Source organism: Hominisplanchenecus sp. (assembly GCF_046967715.1).
GTDB classification, from domain to species: domain Bacteria; phylum Bacillota; class Clostridia; order Lachnospirales; family Lachnospiraceae; genus Hominisplanchenecus; species Hominisplanchenecus faecis.
Window position 1 is genome coordinate 10,565 of record NZ_JBKVNQ010000022.1, and the last position, 17,894, is coordinate 28,458.

Genomic DNA, 17,894 nt, shown 5'->3' on the forward strand with positions numbered 1-17,894 from the left:
ATGTGCAGTGATTCTGAGAAGAATATGTCAGCTTTCGCTGACCAGAATCACGCACCAAGTCTCACGTGCGTTCGACTTGAAAAGAAAGGGTACAGGATATATGGAAGAATTAAAAATATTGCTGGAGGAGTGTGTCTGTGAAAAGCTGATACATATGACAGCAAGCGGGGCGAGGGACAAGGATGGCATTTCCAAAGTGCGTATCCGGCCGGTTCTGCAAAAAGGAAGTCTGATGTTTCAGTCTGCAGCACGCAAGGGGAAGCAGGAGTTTCACAACAACTGCGATCGTGATGAACTGATCGGGGATGTTCTGAAATTTATGGAAGAGGATTTCCGGCAGCTTCAGATCCAGATGCAGGACGAGCTGATCACAGTTCTGATCAGCAAAAAGGGAAAAGTGACGATCAAACGTAAAAAGAGTGTGACAAAACTGGATGCACCGGTTCTGATGCACAATCGTAAGAAACATTACATTCTGGAGGAAGGGATTCCGGTGCCGTTTCTGATTGATCTTGGAGTGCAGACTGCAGAGGGCAGGATCGTGCATGCCAGATACGACAAATTTCGCCAGATCAACCGTTTCTTGGAGTTTGTGCAGGATATCCTGCCACAGATGGAAAAGGGCAGAGAGCTTACGATCCTGGATTTCGGATGCGGCAAATCTTACCTGACGTTTGCACTTTATTATTATCTGAAGATTTTAAATGGCTATGATATCCGTGTGATCGGACTGGATCTGAAAGAAGATGTGATCGCACGCTGCAATGCCCTTGCGGAAAAATACGGCTATGATAAACTGACTTTTCTGACCGGAGATATTGCAGATTACGAGGGCGTTTCCAAAGTGGACATGGTTGTGACGCTGCACGCCTGTGATACGGCCACAGATTATGCTCTGGAGAAGGCTCTGGAATGGGATGCAAAAGTAATCCTGTCTGTGCCTTGCTGTCAGCATGAACTGAATAAACAGATGGAAAATGAGATTCTGAAACCAGTTCTGAAATATGGTCTGATCAAGGAGCGGATCGCTGCACTTGTGACGGACGCACTCCGGGCAGGAAGACTGGAAGAAGCCGGATATCAGGTGCAGATCCTGGAGTTTATTGATATGGAGCATACTCCGAAAAATATTCTTATAAGAGCAGTAAAAACCGGAAAACCACATGAGATCAAAGAACTGGATGCCTGTGAGAAATTTCTTGGTGTTGATCCGCTGCTTGGACGTTTGAGAAAAGAAAAAGGGGAAATGTAAATGAAGAAAATATTGATAAGGATCGTAGTTCTGGTGCTTGTTTTTGCGGCAGCTGTCTTTGGTACATCCAAAATCCTCGGAAAAAAAATGGCAGATACCTCTGAAGTGATGGCACAGGCTACGTTTCCGCTGGTTTATGTTGATCTGAACGGAAAACAGATCAACTGTATGCATGGTTATGCACAGGAAATGGATGTCATTGCCATGCGGGATACACTGACACCGCTCAGTAATGATAAAACAGTAAATATACAGATCCAGCCGTTTGAAAACCAGATCAGCAGCGTCAGCTACGAAGTACTGTCTGCGGATGGCAGCAAATCACTGGAAAATACGCTGGTAACGACACTTGGCAAACAGGATGATTATGTGACGGCAGAACTGAAAGTTAATAATAAGATCCTGATCAACACAGAATATATCATGAAGATCAAAGTGACTGCCGGTGTCAGGGATATTTATTATTACACACGCATTATCAACCAGGCGAACCTGAATACAGAAAACTACCTGAATTTTGCAACCGGATTTTATGAGAAATGTTTAAACGGGAATGATGAAGACGGAATGATCTCACAGACGATCGAGCCAAATGAAGATGCCGATAACACAACGCTTGCCCATATGGACATTCACAGTTCCGGTGCACAGCTGATGTGGGGAAAGCTCACGCCGCAGGCATATTTAAAGCCGATCCCGAGCATCAAGGAATTAAACGAAAACACGGCAACACTGGAAATGGATTATGTGATCACAGCCACCGGTGATACCGAAGAGATGGAAATGTATCATGTGACAGAATACTATCGTATGCGATACGCAGAATCTCAGGTCATGCTGCTTGATTTTGAGCGTGATACAAATGAGATTTTTGATCCGGAAAATTCGATTCTTGTGACAAATGGTATCCGCCTTGGCATCAACAGTCGGGATCTGACCTACAAAAGTGATACCGACAAAAAATATTTTGCATTTGCACAGCAGGGTTCCCTGTGGCTTTATGAAACGGGGACGAAAAAGCTGACGCAGGTGTTCAGTTTCCTTCAGAATGGAAAGCTGGATGCGAGAGATATTTATGATGAAAATAATATCCGCATCATAAATATAGATTCCAGCGGAAATATGACCTTCCTTCTGTGCGGTTATATGAACCGTGGCAAACATGAAGGAGAGTGCGGCGTTGCGGTCTATACTTACGATGCAGCGACAACGAGTATCACGGAGCGGCTTTATGTGGAAACACAGGAAGCATTCTCCCTGCTGGATAAAGATGTCGAAAATCTGGGTTATATGTCAGCGGACCGGACACATTTTTATCTGACACTGGAAGGAAGTTTTTACGATATCAATATCACAGATAATTCAGTGACAGAACAGTTTTCCAACTTAAGCAGCGGATGTTATGTCGGCTCTTCCACCGGAGGAAAATTTGCATGGCTTCAGGAAAATAAAAAATACGATTCTTCTACGCTGAATCTGCGTGATCTGGAAACAGGAAACGATACTGCATTTACCTGCGACAGTGATGAACGTCTGCAGCCAATCGGATTTATCGATTCTGACCTGGTGTACGGCGTGGCGAAGGTTTCGGATATTGACACAGAAGACAAAGGAAGCGAAGTATTCCCGATGTACAAAGTACTAATCGTAAATTCTGCGGGAGAGACATTAAAGACTTATGAGCCGGACGGCTGTTACGTGATTGGCGGAAGCGTAAATGACAAACTGCTGACGCTGGACCGTGTCAAGAAAACGAAACGCGGCTATACAGAGACCAGCCAGGATCACATCGTAAACAGCAGTGCGGACGATGAAGCGGCTTATGGATTTGCGTATGTAGAAAGCGACAAAAAACAGACAGAAACCATTCTGAAAACGGGTGAGACGATCGAGGAAGGTACAACACCGCAGATCCTTTATGCAAAACAGGTCAAGGCAGAAGGCGAAGAGGCTGCAGAAGTATCGATTCCGGCCCAAAAACAGACAGAAGAACTTTACTATGTCTATGCGAAAGGTCATCTCGACAGCATGTACACCACGATCAGTGAGGCGGTACAGAGAGCAGATGATCAGCTTGGCGTTGTGGTAAACAACAAACAGCAGCTGATTTGGGAGCGAGGCAACAAACAGACCACCTGCAAGCTGGATATCAGTACGTTTCCGGATGTGATTTTAAGCGGTAAGATGAACATCAAAAAACTGTCAAAAAATCTCGGCAAACAGGTACTTGACCTGACCGGATGTACACTCGACAGTGTGCTGTATTATGTAAGCGAGGGCACGCCGGTTCTGGCAAAAACAGCAGACGGCGTTGTGATCATTGCCGGATATGACCAGTACAATACGATTCTGTTAAAGCCGGGAGAAGCCGAGACCTATTATTACGGACTGGAAGAAAGTGCCGATATGTTTGAAGCAGCCGGAAATCAGTTTGTAACGTATTTTGATCCGCTTGAGGAGTAAAAAGAGAAAAAAATTTTCCATGCAACAAAACACGAAAAAAATGACACTGTATAGATGAGAGGCGGGAAGGCTGCAGACGGAACGCCTCCTGAGCATAAAAAGAATGGGGTGATCATATGGAGCGAAATGCAGAAGATTTTGCTGCAAAATACGAGAAAGTATATCAGGATATGTTTCGATTTGCATTATATACCCTGAAAAACAGGCATGAAGCAGAAGATGTTGTAAGTGAGACGGTACTGGATGCCTGGAAGGGGATTGAAGGGTTAAAAGACGAAAATGCTTTTCGTGCCTGGATTTTCCGGATTCTTGCCAACAAATGCAGACAGAAGCTGAAATCCTATCTGAACCGTGCCGTGGAGCTTCCGGCCGATCTGGCATGGCGGGAACGTGACACGAGCGAAGATATGGATGTGCGGGCGGCATTTTATAAATTAAATGACGAAGAACGTCTGATACTTTCTTCCAGTCTGTTTGGCGGATATACCGGAAAAGAGATTGCCTCCATGCTGGAAATGAATGAGAATACCGTGCGTTCTCTGAAAAGCCGTGCTCTTAAGAAAATGGAGCAGATGCTTAGTGAGTGAGAGGAGTTGGATTGTATGGATGAAAAAAAGATTTTGGATATGATAAAAAAATCCGGTGAAAATGTCGATGCACCGGAAGAAATCCATCCAGAGCAGATTAAACGTCTGCTGGAAGAACAGCCGGTGGATAAAAAAAGCCAGTTTCGAAGATATGCCCAGTGGGGAGCAGTTGCGGCAGTCTTCGCACTGGTGATCATCGGAGGGGTGACGGGTCTTACCAGACTTTCCGGCACAAATGGCGAAAACAGCCAGAATGAAGCCGGAACGATGTCGCTTGCAGACGCATCGCAGAGTACAAAAGCGACAGGTGAGACAGAAATTTTTGAAGTTACAACAGAAAATACAACGGAAGCAACAACAGAAAAAACAACGACGGCCCAGACGTCAGCGGATGTTGAATCCGGTAATTATGTTTTTGCCGGTGCAAAGAGTTATCAGGAGATTTTTGATGCCCTGAAAAAAACAGAAAGCGGATATGGCGGGTATGAGACAGCAGAGCTGGCAAGAGGTACGACAAACGACTATATGGTGGAAGATTCGGCGATGGCGGCCATGGATATGGGAAGCTCTGAGACAAATGCGGGAGCAGGGCTTTCTTATTCAAAGACAAATCTGCAGGAAGCAGGCGTGGATGAAGCAGATGTAGTCAAGACGGACGGAAAATATCTGTATGTGATGAAAGCGACCGGCAGTGTCCGTCTGATCCGTGCAGAAGACAAGGCTTTGCAGACAGAGGGAACGATCATGCTGGATGCATTGAATGAGACACCGCAGGAAATGTACGTGGACGGCGACACGCTGAGCCTGATCGTGACCGGAAGCAAGACTACGCTGAACAGTGATGCTGAAGAAGATACTTACACGGCGGATACGGAAAATTATACAAAACTTTACACCTATGATATTTCCGACCGTTCCCAGCCGCAGCTCACCGGTGTGGTTCAGCAGCAGGGACACTACAGCACTTCCAGAAAAAACGGCGATATCGTTTATCTGTTTACGCAGTTTGATCCGCAGGTCAGCGATGCATCGGAAATTGATGAGTACATTCCTGCAGTCAATGGTGCAAGAATGGAGTCCTCGGATATTTTTCTTCCGGAGTATCAGAACAGTACTTCCTGCCTGGTAATCTCTTCTGTGAGCACCGGAAAACCGGATGCGATCATAGATCAGAAAGCAGTTGTATCTGCAGCGGAGAATTTTTATGTAAGTGAGAATAATATTTATATCAGCAACACAAACTGGAGCAGTGATGTGACGATGACACAGATTCTGAAATTCTCCTGCCAGAAAGGGAAGATCCAGGCGAAAGGTGCAGCAGATCTAAAAGGTTCTCTGAACGACAGTTTTTCTATGAATGAGTACAACAGTTATCTCAGAGTTGTTCTGACAGACTACAGCGGGGAGACACAGAAAAATGCACTCTATGTGCTGGATGATGCGATGCAGGTCTGCGGAAACATTGGAGATCTGGCAGAAGGAGAAGACATCCGTTCCGCAAGATTTCTCGGTGATATCGGATATTTTGTGACATTTCGCAATACAGATCCGCTGTTTTCGGTTGACTTAAGCGATCCGTCTGATCCGAAAATACTTGGAGAACTGAAAATCACAGGATTTTCCTCGTATCTGCATTTTTACGGAGAAAACAAACTGCTCGGTGTGGGCAACGAAGTTGATCCGGAGACAGGAGCTTATACAGGTATCAAACTTGCGATGTTTGATGTATCCGATCCGTCCAACGTAAAACAGCTGCACAAGTTTGTGATCAAAGACACTTACGACTGCCCGCTGTTCTACAATTACAAAGCGGCGATGATTGATACGGAAAAAAATGTTTTTGGCTTCATGTGTGATTCCAGCTATATGGTCTTTTGCTATGATGAAGAAAAAGGATTTGAAAATGTCTTCACGGAAAATCTCGGAGATTCTTACTATGGCTACTCTTACAGAGGACTTCAGGAAGTCCGAGGCTGCTTTATCGGCGATGATTTTTATCTGGTCGGCGGCGGACAGATCCGTATTTATGACATGGCAAACGATTACAAAGAAGTCGGAAGACTGGAACTTTAAAATCTGCAGGTGATAGAATATGAAACTTACGGATAATACATTAAAATATTTAAAGGAATATGGAGGTCTTTCTTTCGGGGAAAGACCTTTTTCCCACGTAGACAGTCTGATCCTGTGTCAGCTGTCTTATTTTAAATTTCAGGATCTGGTGCCGGATCTTGTCGAAAAAATGGATGGAAATGACATCAGAGGAGTGACGATGCGTTCTCTTCGCAAACATCCGAAATACGACAGTCTGTATGTGTCAGACTGGTATGAAAAAGATAATCGCAGGCTCTATGCGGCGGTTGCCAGAAGCAGGCGTTTTGCAAAAATGCGGCTCAATTATTACACCAATCTCACGGACAAAGAAATGCAGATGCAGTTCTCGGCAGTTACATTTCTGCTGGAAGATGGAACGGTGTATGTGGCATTTCGCGGGACAGATGAGACGATCGTCGGCTGGAGAGAAGATTTTGATATGGCACTGAAAAGCCCGATTCCGTCGCAGACGGCGGCAAGGCTCTATCTGCGGCACATTGCAGAATACACCGGCGATGCCCCGCTGATGATTGGCGGACATTCCAAAGGCGGCAATGAGGCAGTCTTTGCAGCGATGGAGACAGAACCGCAGATCCAGGACCGGATCAGAGCCGTATACTGTTTTGACGGGCCGGGTTTCCGGGAAGATATTTACCGGAAAGAAGGTTATCTTCGGATCGAAAAGAAGATCATCAAAATGGTTCCGCAGGATTCCTTTGTGGGCATGCTTCTGCATACTGCGGGAAGTTATCAGGTTGTGGAAAGTTCCGGGAAAGGTGTGCTGCAGCATGATATGTTCACCTGGGTAGTAAAAGAAGGGGATTTTGTATACAAAGAAGAGATTAACCCGGCGACCGAAAAGAAAAATCAGCAGATCAATGAGTGGATCGCATCGTATTCTCCTGAAGAGCAGCAGGAGATCGTGGATGCCCTTTTTGAGATCATTGAAGCGACTCAGGCAGACACGGTTATGGATTTTACGCAGAACCGTTTACAGAAAATGATGAAGATGCTGAACATTTTTCATGGTCTGGAGGCAAAAACAAAGCGAAATGTACGCAAGCTTTTCCATATCCTGCTTGCACCGTCGGAAAGATTAGGATATACTGAGAGCAGTAAGAAAACGGCAGAACCAGATTCTGCTGTAAAAATGGAAAACAAAGGAGTTTATAAAATGGAATTGGTAACAGTAAGAGAAATTTACCGTGATACGGAAAAATATTTAAATCAGAAGATTACAGTGGGAGGATGGCTTCGAAGCGTCAGAGATTCCAAGACATTTGGATTTTTAGTGCTGCATGACGGTACTTTCTTTGAGACACTGCAGATCGTATACCACGATAAAATGGAAAACTTTGCACAGGTTTCCAAACTGAATGTAGGAGCAGCCGTTATCGTTACCGGTACGCTGATCCCGACACCGGAAGCAAAACAGCCATTTGAGATCCAGGCAGACGAAGTTGTGGTAGAAGGAGCTTCCGCACCGGATTACCCACTTCAGAAAAAACGTCACAGCTTTGAATATCTGCGTACCATCTCACATCTGCGTCCGAGAACCAATGCGTTCCAGGCAGTGTTCCGTGTACGTTCCCTGACCGCTTATGCGATCCACAAATTCTTCCAGGAGAGAGATTTCGTTTATGTGCATACTCCGCTGATCACCGGAAGTGACTGCGAAGGTGCGGGCGAAATGTTTCAGGTAACAACTATGGATCTGAATAACATCCCGAAAACAGAGCAGGGCGGCGTAGATTTCAGCCAGGATTTCTTCGGAAAACAGACCAACCTGACCGTAAGTGGACAGCTCAATGGCGAAACCTTTGCACAGGCATTCCGCAACATTTATACATTCGGACCGACTTTCCGTGCAGAGAACTCCAACACAACACGTCATGCAGCAGAATTCTGGATGATCGAGCCGGAGATCGCATTCGCTGATCTGAAAGATGACATGATCCTTGCAGAGTCCATGCTGAAATATGTGATCCGCTATGTCATGGAAAATGCACCGGAAGAAATGCAGTTCTTCAACAATTTTGTCGATAAAGGACTGATTGACCGTCTGAAACATGTAGTGGAATCCGAGTTTGCACACGTTACTTATACAGAAGCAATCGAATTGCTTGAGAAAAATAATGATAAATTTGAATATAAGGTATCCTGGGGATGTGATCTGCAGACAGAGCATGAGCGTTACCTGACTGAGAAAATCTTCAAACGTCCGGTATTTGTAACAGATTATCCAAAGGAGATCAAAGCGTTCTACATGAAACTGAACGAAGATGGAAAAACCGTTGCTGCTATGGACTGTCTTGTGCCTGGTATCGGTGAGATCATCGGCGGAAGTCAGAGAGAGGACGACTACGAAAAACTGCTCGCACGCATGAATGAGCTGGGACTGAAGGAAGAAGATTATGGATTCTATCTGGATCTGAGAAAATATGGATCTACAAGACATGCAGGTTTCGGACTTGGATTCGAACGTTGCGTTATGTACCTGACCGGTATGTCAAACATCCGTGACGTAATCCCGTTCCCGAGAACAGTAGGAAACTGCGAACTTTAATAAAAGCATAGTCTTACAGGCGGCACCCGGTTTTCTTGACAGAGCCGGGTGTCTGTAATCTTGGGTGGAGTTCAGACTCTTGCACGATTAAGGCTTCGCAGAACCGCATACCAGGTTTTGCCTGTGTTCGACTTGAAAAGTGGGTGCAAGCTGTATCAGGAGGAAAGTACAGAAATGGGAAACCGAATTTTAGTGGTTGATGACGAAAAGGAAATCGCAGATGTTATTGAACTGTATCTGAAAAACGAAGGCTTTGAGGTCGAAAAGTTTTATACAGGAAAAGATGCACTTGTATCGATTGAGAAAGCAGCACCGGATATGGCACTTCTGGATGTGATGCTTCCGGATATTGATGGATTTGAGGTTCTTCAGAAAATCCGTGAAAAATATAATTTTCCGGTTATTATGCTGACGGCAAAAACAGAATATATGGACAAGATCAACGGTCTGATGCTCGGGGCAGATGACTACATGGCAAAGCCATTTAATCCGCTGGAACTGATCGCACGTGTCAAAGCACAGATGCGTCGGTTTACCAAGTACAATACAGGCGGAAGGGCACAGGAAGATGTGATTGATTTTGGAAATATGTTTCTGAACCGTACCACGCATGAGTGTATTTACAATGAAAAGCATCTGACTTTAACACCGATTGAGTTTGATATCCTCTGGCTGCTGTGTGACAACCGCGGGCAGGTCATCAGTTCTGAGCGGCTGTTTGAAGAAGTCTGGAAAGAAAAATATTATAAAAACAGCAACAATACGGTTATGGTCCACATCCGTCACCTGAGAGAAAAGATGAGCGGACCGACCGGCAAAAGTAATTTTATCAAGACCGTATGGGGAGTGGGATACCGCGTTGAAAAATAAATATCGCAGGCTGAAATGGAAAATGATGCTGCAGACGATGGGCATTATGATGATGAGCCTGGTGGTCGGAAAAATGATCATCACACTGATCCTTGACGGATTGTTTCAGGGAAAGCTCTCAAACCTGATCATCGGTATTCTGATGAAAATGAATCTTTCGCAGGCAGAAGCAGATGTGATCTATCAGAATATATTTCGGGCAAACCGGGATGTGTTTCAGTGGATCGGATTTATGCTGCTGTTTCTGGTCGGATATTATGCGGCACTGTCAAAGACTGCTAATTATCTGAAAAACATCGGAGATGGGATCGACAATGTTTTATCAAATTCAAAACAGCCGATCGAGCTGGAAACGGAACTGGAGCCGATCGCAGAAAAATTAAATACCATGAAAATGACGCTGGCACGGAAAGAACGCATGGCACAGGAAAGTGAGCAGCGGAAAAATGATCTGGTCGTTTATCTGGCACACGATCTCAAAACGCCTCTCACATCTGTGATCGCGTATTTAAGTATGTTGGACGAAAAACCGGATATGCCGCCGGAAGAACGCAAAAAATATATCCATATCGCACACACCAAGGCGATCCGTCTAAGTGAACTGATCAGCGAATTTTTTGAGATCACAAAATTCAATCTCCAGAATATCCGTCTGGAGAAAGAGACCATCAATCTTTCACTGATGCTGGAGCAGATCATGGATGAATTTTATGCCGTGTTTGCCGATAACAATCTGACTGGAAATATTTATACGGAAGAAGATCTTATGGTAGAAGGTGATCCGGACAAACTTGCCCGTGTGTTTGACAACCTTCTGCGAAATGCGGTTGCCTATAGTTACCGCGGCACAAACATTGATGTGCGTGCATACGGGGAAGGTGTTGCCGTTGTCATCGTATTTTCTAATCAGGGTGAGCCGATCCCGAAACAGAAACTGCAGACCGTATTTGAAAAGTTCTACCGTGCGGACAATTCCAGATCGAGCCAGACCGGAGGAGCCGGACTTGGACTTTCGGTGGCAAAAGAGATCGTGGAATTGCATGAAGGAACGATCGAAGCCTTTAGTGACATTCAGTCCACCCGTTTTGTGGTGCGTCTGAAGCGACTTTTGCCGAAAGGGCAGCGGCAATCGGGAGGTGTTATTTAAATGGAAGAAAACAAGAAAAAGAAGCGTACCGCCGGAGATGTGATCCGGACGCTGATCATGATCGTGGCACTTGGTGTGTTCTGTTATTCCGGCTATCAGCTGCTTTCGATTTATCAGGAATATAAAAAGGGCAGTGATGAGTATCATGCACTGGAGAATAAATATATTGATGAAAAGGGCATGTTTGAAGAGATCAACACGGATGCGGCGGAGCCGACGATGAAAAATCCGATCGATTTTGCCGGACTGAAAGCCGTGAATGAGGATATTATCGCCTGGCTGAAGGTCGGTGCGATCGATATCAGTTATCCGGTCACGCAGGGCAAGGATAACGATTACTATCTGCACAATACCTTTGAAAATCAGCCGAATATTGCCGGATGTATTTTTATGGATCACGGCTGCAAAAAAGATTTTTCCGATCCGAACACGATCATTTACGGACACAATATGCGAAATCTTTCCATGTTCGGAAAATTAAAACAATTCCGCGATCAGGCAGTGTTTGACTCGGATGCATATTTCTGGGTATATACGCCGGAGAAGATTTATAAATACGAAATTTTCTCCTGCCAGGAAGTCGGTGCGACAAGCGAAACCTATCAGCTTCAGTTTTCCGACAAAAAGAAATTTCAAGAATATATCGATTCCTGTTTTGAACGTTCCGTTTTGAAACGTGACATCGAAGTGACAAGCGATGATAAAATCGTGACACTTTCTACCTGTACCGGAAATTCCGAGACAAGATTTCTCGTGCAGGGCAAGCTGATCGAAACCTATAAGGCAGTGTAAGAGATTTTGCCTCTGGCATCATATAATTTGGGTATGAAAGGGTGATTTGTATGAATGGCACAGAAAAACTGAAAGAACTCATCAATGGAAGTAATAATATTGTATTTTTTGGCGGGGCCGGTGTCTCGACAGAAAGCGGGATTCCTGATTTTCGAAGTACGGACGGACTTTATCACCAGGAGTATGATTATCCGCCGGAAACCATTCTGAGCCATAGTTTTTTCATGCGAAACCCGGAAGAATTTTATCGTTTTTACAAAAATAAAATGCTCTGCCTGGATGCAAAGCCAAACATGGCACATAAAAAGCTGGCAGAGCTTGAAAAGGCCGGAAAATTAAAGGCAGTCATCACGCAGAATATCGACGGACTGCACCAGGCGGCAGGAAGCAAAGAAGTGCTGGAGCTTCACGGAAGCGTGCACCGCAATTACTGTATGAAATGCGGAAAATCTTATGATGCAGAATATATGCTTCATGCAGAAGGTGTGCCGACCTGTTCCTGTGGCGGAAGGATCAAACCGGATGTGGTGCTCTACGAAGAAGGGCTTGATATGACCGTCATGGCAAGAGCTATTCAGGCGATCCAGGATGCAGATATGCTGATCATCGGCGGAACCTCCCTGATCGTCTATCCGGCAGCCGGACTGATTGATTATTACAGAGGAAATAAACTGGTCGTGATCAATATGAGTGTCACATCGCAGGATAAAAATGCAGATCTGGTGATCCAGGAACCGATCGGAAAAGTATTTGCCGGCATCTGAACATATAACGATCTGTAAGAATATATGAGATCATTTTGTAGATTGGGAGGGACAGGATGGATTATGAAGTAGGCGATATCGTGAAACTGAAAAAACAGCATCCGTGCGGAAGTAAAGAGTGGAGGATCCTCAGGGTAGGAGCGGACTTCCGACTGGAGTGTATGGGATGCTCACATCAGATCATGATACCGAGAAAACAAGTGGAGAAAAATACCAGGGGGCTTCGCAAGAAGGAGTAGGAGTTGTGAACGTGTAAATGAACGAATTCTCCGAAGGCACTTTTACGTGCCCTTCGGAGAATTCGTTCATTTGCACATGCATATTTTTGGAAGCCAGCACTTTATAACACCTTCATCCCATTCTTTTACACTGAAAAAGAAAAAACGATAATTTTTTTTTGTCTTTTTTTAGAAAAACTTTATGTGTATATCCAACAGCGATATGCTATACTGAAAGGGATTTAAAACCGAGGCAAGGAGCGATTTTTATGAAATTAAAAACGAGGCTTATCATAGCCTTTTTTGTTATTATCTGTGTGCCTCTTTTGCTTGCAGGAGTATCGCTGGTTGGTTTTTCTACGTATCAGATCCGTAATCTGGAGGATCATCTCGGCATTTCCGGTGTGACTTATGAAAATATGTCGGATTCGGTGCAGGTTCTGAACAAAGCGACGAACTCCAATTTTGAACAGATCAAAGCAAAGGGCAGTGAAAATCCGGATGCATTTCTGAATCGTGATTATCTGGATCAGCTGAATGATGAGCTGAAAGAGAAATATTCTTTTCTGATCGTAAGAAAGGGCGACAGCCTTTATTATTCCGGAAGTGATGAGAGCGTGAATAAGCTGTTTCCGGAGCTGCCGGAGTATAGTGACGTGGTCAGCCAGTCGGACAGCGGCGTTTACATCGGTAAGGATGTGAAGGCGTTCGTCAAGCAGATGGATCTGACGTTTTCAGATCAGACAGAAGGCAGTGTTTTTGTAATCACCAGCCTGACGATGGTGCGTCAGATAAGGACTCTTACAAGAGATATGCTTGTTTCTATCGTGATCATTCTGATCATGACAGCAGGTATGCTGACGATGTGGATTTACAATGGAATCAACATTCCGCTGAAAAAGCTTAAGGAAGCAACGCAGAACATCAAAGAGGGAAATTTGGATTTTGTTCTGGATGCAGAAGGTGACGATGAGATCAGTGAGCTGTGCCGCGATTTTGAGGAAATGCGGCAGAGACTGAGGGAGTCATCTGAGGAAAAGATACAGTACGACAAGGAGAATAAAGAGCTGATCAGCAACATTGCACACGATCTGAAAACTCCTATCACAGCCCTGAAAGGTTATGCGGAGGGAATCATGGATGGTGTGGCGGATACGCCGGAGAAAATGGACCGTTACATCCGCACGATTTATAATAAAGCAAATGATATGGATCGTCTGATCAATGAGCTGACGTTCTATTCAAAGATCGATACAAACCGTATTCCATATACATTCAATAAGATTAATGTACGTGAATATTTTGATGACTGTGTGGAAGAGGTCGGACTGGATCTGGAATCCAAAAATATTGAGCTGTCTTACTTTAATTCAGTTGAAAATGATGTGCTTGTGATCGCCGATGCAGAGCAGCTGAAGCGAGTCATTAACAATATTGTCGGAAACTCTATCAAATATATGGATAAGCCAAAAGGCTATATCAGCATCCGTGTCAAAGATGTGGGTGATTTCATCCAGGTTGAGATCGAAGATAACGGACGAGGTATTGCGGCAAAAGATCTGCCGGCAATCTTTGACCGGTTCTTCCGGGCGGATGCATCCAGGAATTCTTCCAAAGGAGGAAGTGGAATCGGTCTTTCCATCGTACGCAAGATCATCGAAGATCACGGCGGAAAGATCTGGGCAAACAGTAAACTCGGATGTGGTACAGTGATGTACTTTGTCCTTAGAAAATATCAGGAGGTGCCTGTAAATGAGCAGAATACTAATCATAGAAGATGAGGAGAGTATTGCAGAGCTGGAGAAAGATTATCTGGAACTGAGCGGATTTGAAGTTGAGATTGAGAGCAAGGGAGACGTTGGACTCAAACGTGCCTTGGAAGAAGAATTTGATCTTTACATTCTCGACCTGATGCTGCCGGGAATGGATGGATTTGAGATCTGTAAAGAGATCAGAAATCACAAAAATACGCCAATTCTGATGGTTTCCGCAAAGAAAGATGACATTGATAAGATCCGTGGACTGGGACTTGGAGCAGATGACTATATGACCAAACCGTTCAGCCCGAGTGAACTGGTAGCGAGAGTCAAAGCACATATGGCACGTTATGAGCGTCTGGTCAGCACAAATATGCCGAAGAATGATATCGTAGAGATCCGCGGCATCAAGATCGACAAGACAGCACGCCGTGTGTGGGTAAATGGAGAAGAAAAAGCATTTACCACAAAAGAATTTGATCTGCTGACCTTCCTTGCGGAGCATCCAAACCATGTATTCACAAAAGAAGAGCTGTTCAGTGAAATCTGGGATATGGAGTCGATCGGAGATATTGCGACCGTTACGGTACATATCAAAAAGATTCGTGAGAAGATTGAGTTTAACACAGCCAAGCCACAGTATATCGAGACAATCTGGGGCGTGGGATATCGATTTAAGATTTAAAGATGCCAGGGTCAGAAGCATGAAACCACGATGTGCTTGCACAAGAGTGGTTTTATGGCATCGCTTAACCCCAGTATTTACAAGGAGGAACATCATGAATGAAGTAAAAACTCCAAAGAAGCCGTTTATCTATTACCTGATCATTGCGGCAACGATCATGATACTGCTCAACACACTTGTTTTTCCGAATGTGCTGAAGCATCAGGTAAAGGAAGTCGGCTACAATGTTTTTATGCAGATGACAAATAATCAGGAGATCGGCTCGGTAAATATCACCGATTCTGAGATCTTCTTTACAAACAAAGACAATTCGCAGATGTACAAAACCGGCGTGATCAACGACCCGGAACTGGTAGACCGTCTGTACAAAGCAGGTGCAACTTTTTCCACGGAGATCACAGAAGAAATGTCTCCGATCGTTTATCTTCTGCTCGGCTATGTACTGCCAATCTTTATTTTTGTTGCACTTGGCAGATGGCTTTCCAAAAAGATGATGAGCAAGATGAGTGACGGGGCAAACCCGATGAACTCCATGATGTTTGGCACAAAGAGCAATGCCAAGATCTATGTAAAATCCACAAGCGGCATCAAATTCTCCGATGTGGCAGGAGAGGAAGAAGCAAAAGAACTGCTTACAGAGATCGTAGATTTCCTTCACAATCCAGGCAAATATCAGGAGATCGGAGCATCGATGCCAAAAGGTGCACTGCTTGTAGGCCCTCCGGGAACCGGTAAAACATTGCTGGCAAAAGCGGTTGCAGGTGAGGCGAACGTACCATTCTTCTCGATCTCCGGTTCTGAGTTTGTTGAGATGTTTGTCGGTATGGGTGCTGCAAAAGTGCGTGACCTGTTCAAACAGGCAAGCGAGAAAGCACCGTGTATCGTCTTTATCGACGAGATCGATGCAGTCGGCAAGAAACGTGACGGACGCATCGGCGGCAACGATGAGCGTGAGCAGACGCTGAATCAGCTGCTCACGGAAATGGATGGATTTGACGGTTCCAAGGGTGTTGTCATTCTGGCAGCGACCAACCAGCCGGATTCTCTTGACCCGGCACTGCTCCGTCCGGGACGATTTGACCGCCGTATTCCGGTGGAACTGCCGGATCTTCAGGGTCGTGTGGATATTTTGAAAGTCCATGCAAAAAAGATCAAACTTGCGGATAACGTAGATTTCAATGCGATCGCCAGAGCTGCATCCGGAGCATCCGGAGCGGAACTTGCAAATATCGTGAATGAAGCAGCACTTCATGCTGTACGCTGCGGACGCAAATTTGCAACACAGGCAGATCTGATGGAGAGCGTGGAAGTTGTTATCGCAGGATATCAGAAGAAAAACCGTATCCTGTCGGATAAAGAGAAACTGATCGTTTCCTATCATGAGGTTGGTCATGCACTGGTTGCTGCCATGCAGACCAATTCCGCACCGGTTCAGAAGATCACGATCATTCCGAGAACTTCCGGTGCACTCGGCTATACGATGCAGGTAGAAGAGGGCGAGCATTTCCTGATGAACAAAACAGAGATGGAAAACAAGATCGCAACCTTTACCGGGGGCCGTGCGGCAGAAGAACTGATCTTTGGTGAGATCACAACCGGAGCTTCCAATGATATCGAGCAGGCAACGAAATTTGCAAGAGCCATGATCACACGTTACGGTATGAACGAAGAGTTTGATATGGTAGCCATGGAAAGCGTTTCTAACCAGTATCTTGGCGGAGACAGCTCTTTGACCTGCTCCATGGAGACACAGACGCTGATTGACCAGAAAGTCGTTCAGCTGGTCAAAGAACAGCATCAGAAGGCAAAGAAAATTCTGGAAGACAACGTTATGAAGCTGCATGAGATCGCAAAATTCCTCTACGAGCATGAGACGATCACCGGAGAAGAATTTATGGAGATTCTGAACAGCGACAGCCAGAAGATCATCGAAGAGAAACAGCAATAAAAAAGAAACACAAATAAATGAAAGAAAAAAATCCGGAACGGACAGTAAAAACTGTTTTGTTCCGGATTTTTTTGCGGCAGGATCACTGTATATATCTGCGGAGTGATTTCGTTGAAAATATTGCTCCGGTTAAGATGCAAAACATACAGTTTCAGCCAGTTTCTGGAGCTTGAATGCAGTCATCACATCAAGAGTTCCGGTATAGGGGATGCCCATTGAGGATCTCGAAAAAACAGTGTTGTAAATGACGCATGCTGCCAGGTAACTTCCTTCTGCGGTTGGGTGCGAATAGTCACCCATCAGAAGTTTGATCCCATACGAAGAATGGCTGCAGAGCAGAAATGCTGTGCCAACCGGAGCGACGAGAGCATTGTGCTCTTCGGCGATCTCCGCAATCGTACGGTTAAGAATACTCTGGTAATCAGAGCGGTTTGACACGGAATCGTACCGGTTATAATCATTATGCCATTTCCCCGGGGCCCATGTCTGATAAAGGACCATCTTTGCACCGCTGGCCTGAATATAAGGAGCCAGCTTGCGGATGGTTCTTTTCATACGCTGTGGTTTGGAAATCGGATAATAGCGTCGATCCTGCAAAATGACGTAATCCCATCGCTGCATACGCAGAAGCCGGTAAAGTTTTCTGCCGTTGGCAGTTGTAGGGTTGCTTGTATTTTTCAGGGAACGTCCCGGATTGGTGAGTGACCTTACGATCACGTTCTGCCCAGAACTCTTGCACAGTTTCCGAAAA

Annotated in this window: 14 protein-coding genes and 1 pseudogene; 14 read left to right on the forward strand and 1 reads right to left on the reverse strand. The window is 45.0% G+C overall.

Going from position 1 to position 17,894, the window contains the following annotated elements; all coding sequences use genetic code 11:
• Window positions 1–100 precede the first annotated feature (100 nt).
• From ACLTL4_RS04765 to ftsH, 14 genes and pseudogenes are all read left to right on the forward strand, one after another.
• A complete protein-coding gene (locus ACLTL4_RS04765; RefSeq protein ID WP_412320289.1) occupies window positions 101–1,252 on the forward strand; it encodes a class I SAM-dependent methyltransferase in 1,152 nt (383 codons plus the stop codon).
• Window positions 1,253–3,715 carry a hypothetical protein gene (locus tag ACLTL4_RS04770; protein WP_412320290.1) on the forward strand — a complete coding sequence of 821 codons (2,463 nt, stop codon included), beginning with the start codon at window positions 1,253–1,255 and terminating at the stop codon, window positions 3,713–3,715.
• Between the two features lie 116 nt (window positions 3,716–3,831).
• Window positions 3,832–4,302, forward strand: coding sequence for an RNA polymerase sigma factor (locus tag ACLTL4_RS04775; protein WP_022117914.1), 471 nt, complete (start codon window positions 3,832–3,834; stop codon window positions 4,300–4,302).
• 15 nt (window positions 4,303–4,317) lie between these two features.
• On the forward strand, window positions 4,318–6,375 hold the full coding sequence (locus tag ACLTL4_RS04780) for a beta-propeller domain-containing protein (protein ID WP_412320291.1): 2,058 nt from the start codon (window positions 4,318–4,320) through the stop codon (window positions 6,373–6,375).
• A 199-nt stretch (window positions 6,376–6,574) separates the two neighbouring features.
• A pseudogene (locus ACLTL4_RS04785) lies at window positions 6,575–7,324 on the forward strand (Mbeg1-like protein); the annotation flags it as partial.
• Window positions 7,325–7,570: 246 nt separating this feature from the next.
• On the forward strand, window positions 7,571–8,962 hold the full coding sequence (gene asnS, locus ACLTL4_RS04790) for an asparagine--tRNA ligase (RefSeq protein ID WP_243871942.1): 1,392 nt from the start codon (window positions 7,571–7,573) through the stop codon (window positions 8,960–8,962).
• A 174-nt stretch (window positions 8,963–9,136) separates the two neighbouring features.
• On the forward strand, window positions 9,137–9,832 hold the full coding sequence (gene vanR, locus ACLTL4_RS04795) for a VanR-ABDEGLN family response regulator transcription factor (protein ID WP_022119233.1): 696 nt from the start codon (window positions 9,137–9,139) through the stop codon (window positions 9,830–9,832).
• A complete protein-coding gene (locus ACLTL4_RS04800; protein ID WP_173866051.1) occupies window positions 9,822–10,979 on the forward strand; it encodes a sensor histidine kinase in 1,158 nt (385 codons plus the stop codon). Before vanR ends, ACLTL4_RS04800 begins: the two co-directional genes overlap by 11 nt.
• The gene (gene srtB / locus ACLTL4_RS04805; RefSeq protein WP_147632866.1) at window positions 10,980–11,771 is read left to right on the forward strand and encodes a class B sortase; all 792 of its coding nucleotides are present in this window, start codon (window positions 10,980–10,982) and stop codon (window positions 11,769–11,771) included.
• Window positions 11,772–11,821: 50 nt separating this feature from the next.
• Entirely contained in the window at window positions 11,822–12,535 is a 714-nt protein-coding gene (locus ACLTL4_RS04810; RefSeq protein ID WP_022119236.1) for an NAD-dependent protein deacylase, read from the forward strand.
• A gap of 56 nt (window positions 12,536–12,591) precedes the next feature.
• Window positions 12,592–12,774 (forward strand): DUF951 domain-containing protein, encoded by a 183-nt coding sequence (locus ACLTL4_RS04815; RefSeq protein WP_022119237.1) that lies wholly within the window; start codon window positions 12,592–12,594, stop codon window positions 12,772–12,774.
• A gap of 248 nt (window positions 12,775–13,022) precedes the next feature.
• The gene (locus tag ACLTL4_RS04820; protein WP_147632864.1) at window positions 13,023–14,534 is read left to right on the forward strand and encodes a sensor histidine kinase; all 1,512 of its coding nucleotides are present in this window, start codon (window positions 13,023–13,025) and stop codon (window positions 14,532–14,534) included.
• On the forward strand, window positions 14,506–15,195 hold the full coding sequence (locus ACLTL4_RS04825; RefSeq protein WP_022119239.1) for a response regulator transcription factor: 690 nt from the start codon (window positions 14,506–14,508) through the stop codon (window positions 15,193–15,195). The genes ACLTL4_RS04820 and ACLTL4_RS04825 overlap by 29 nt, the downstream gene beginning before the upstream one ends.
• 94 nt (window positions 15,196–15,289) lie before the next feature.
• Window positions 15,290–17,143, forward strand: coding sequence for an ATP-dependent zinc metalloprotease FtsH (ftsH, locus tag ACLTL4_RS04830; protein WP_022119167.1), 1,854 nt, complete (start codon window positions 15,290–15,292; stop codon window positions 17,141–17,143).
• 129 nt (window positions 17,144–17,272) lie between these two features.
• Here the strand turns inward: ftsH and ACLTL4_RS04835 are convergent, their stop codons facing one another.
• The gene (locus ACLTL4_RS04835; protein WP_412320292.1) at window positions 17,273–17,860 is read right to left on the reverse strand and encodes an SGNH/GDSL hydrolase family protein; all 588 of its coding nucleotides are present in this window, start codon (window positions 17,858–17,860) and stop codon (window positions 17,273–17,275) included.
• Between the last annotated feature and the right edge of the window lie 34 nt (window positions 17,861–17,894).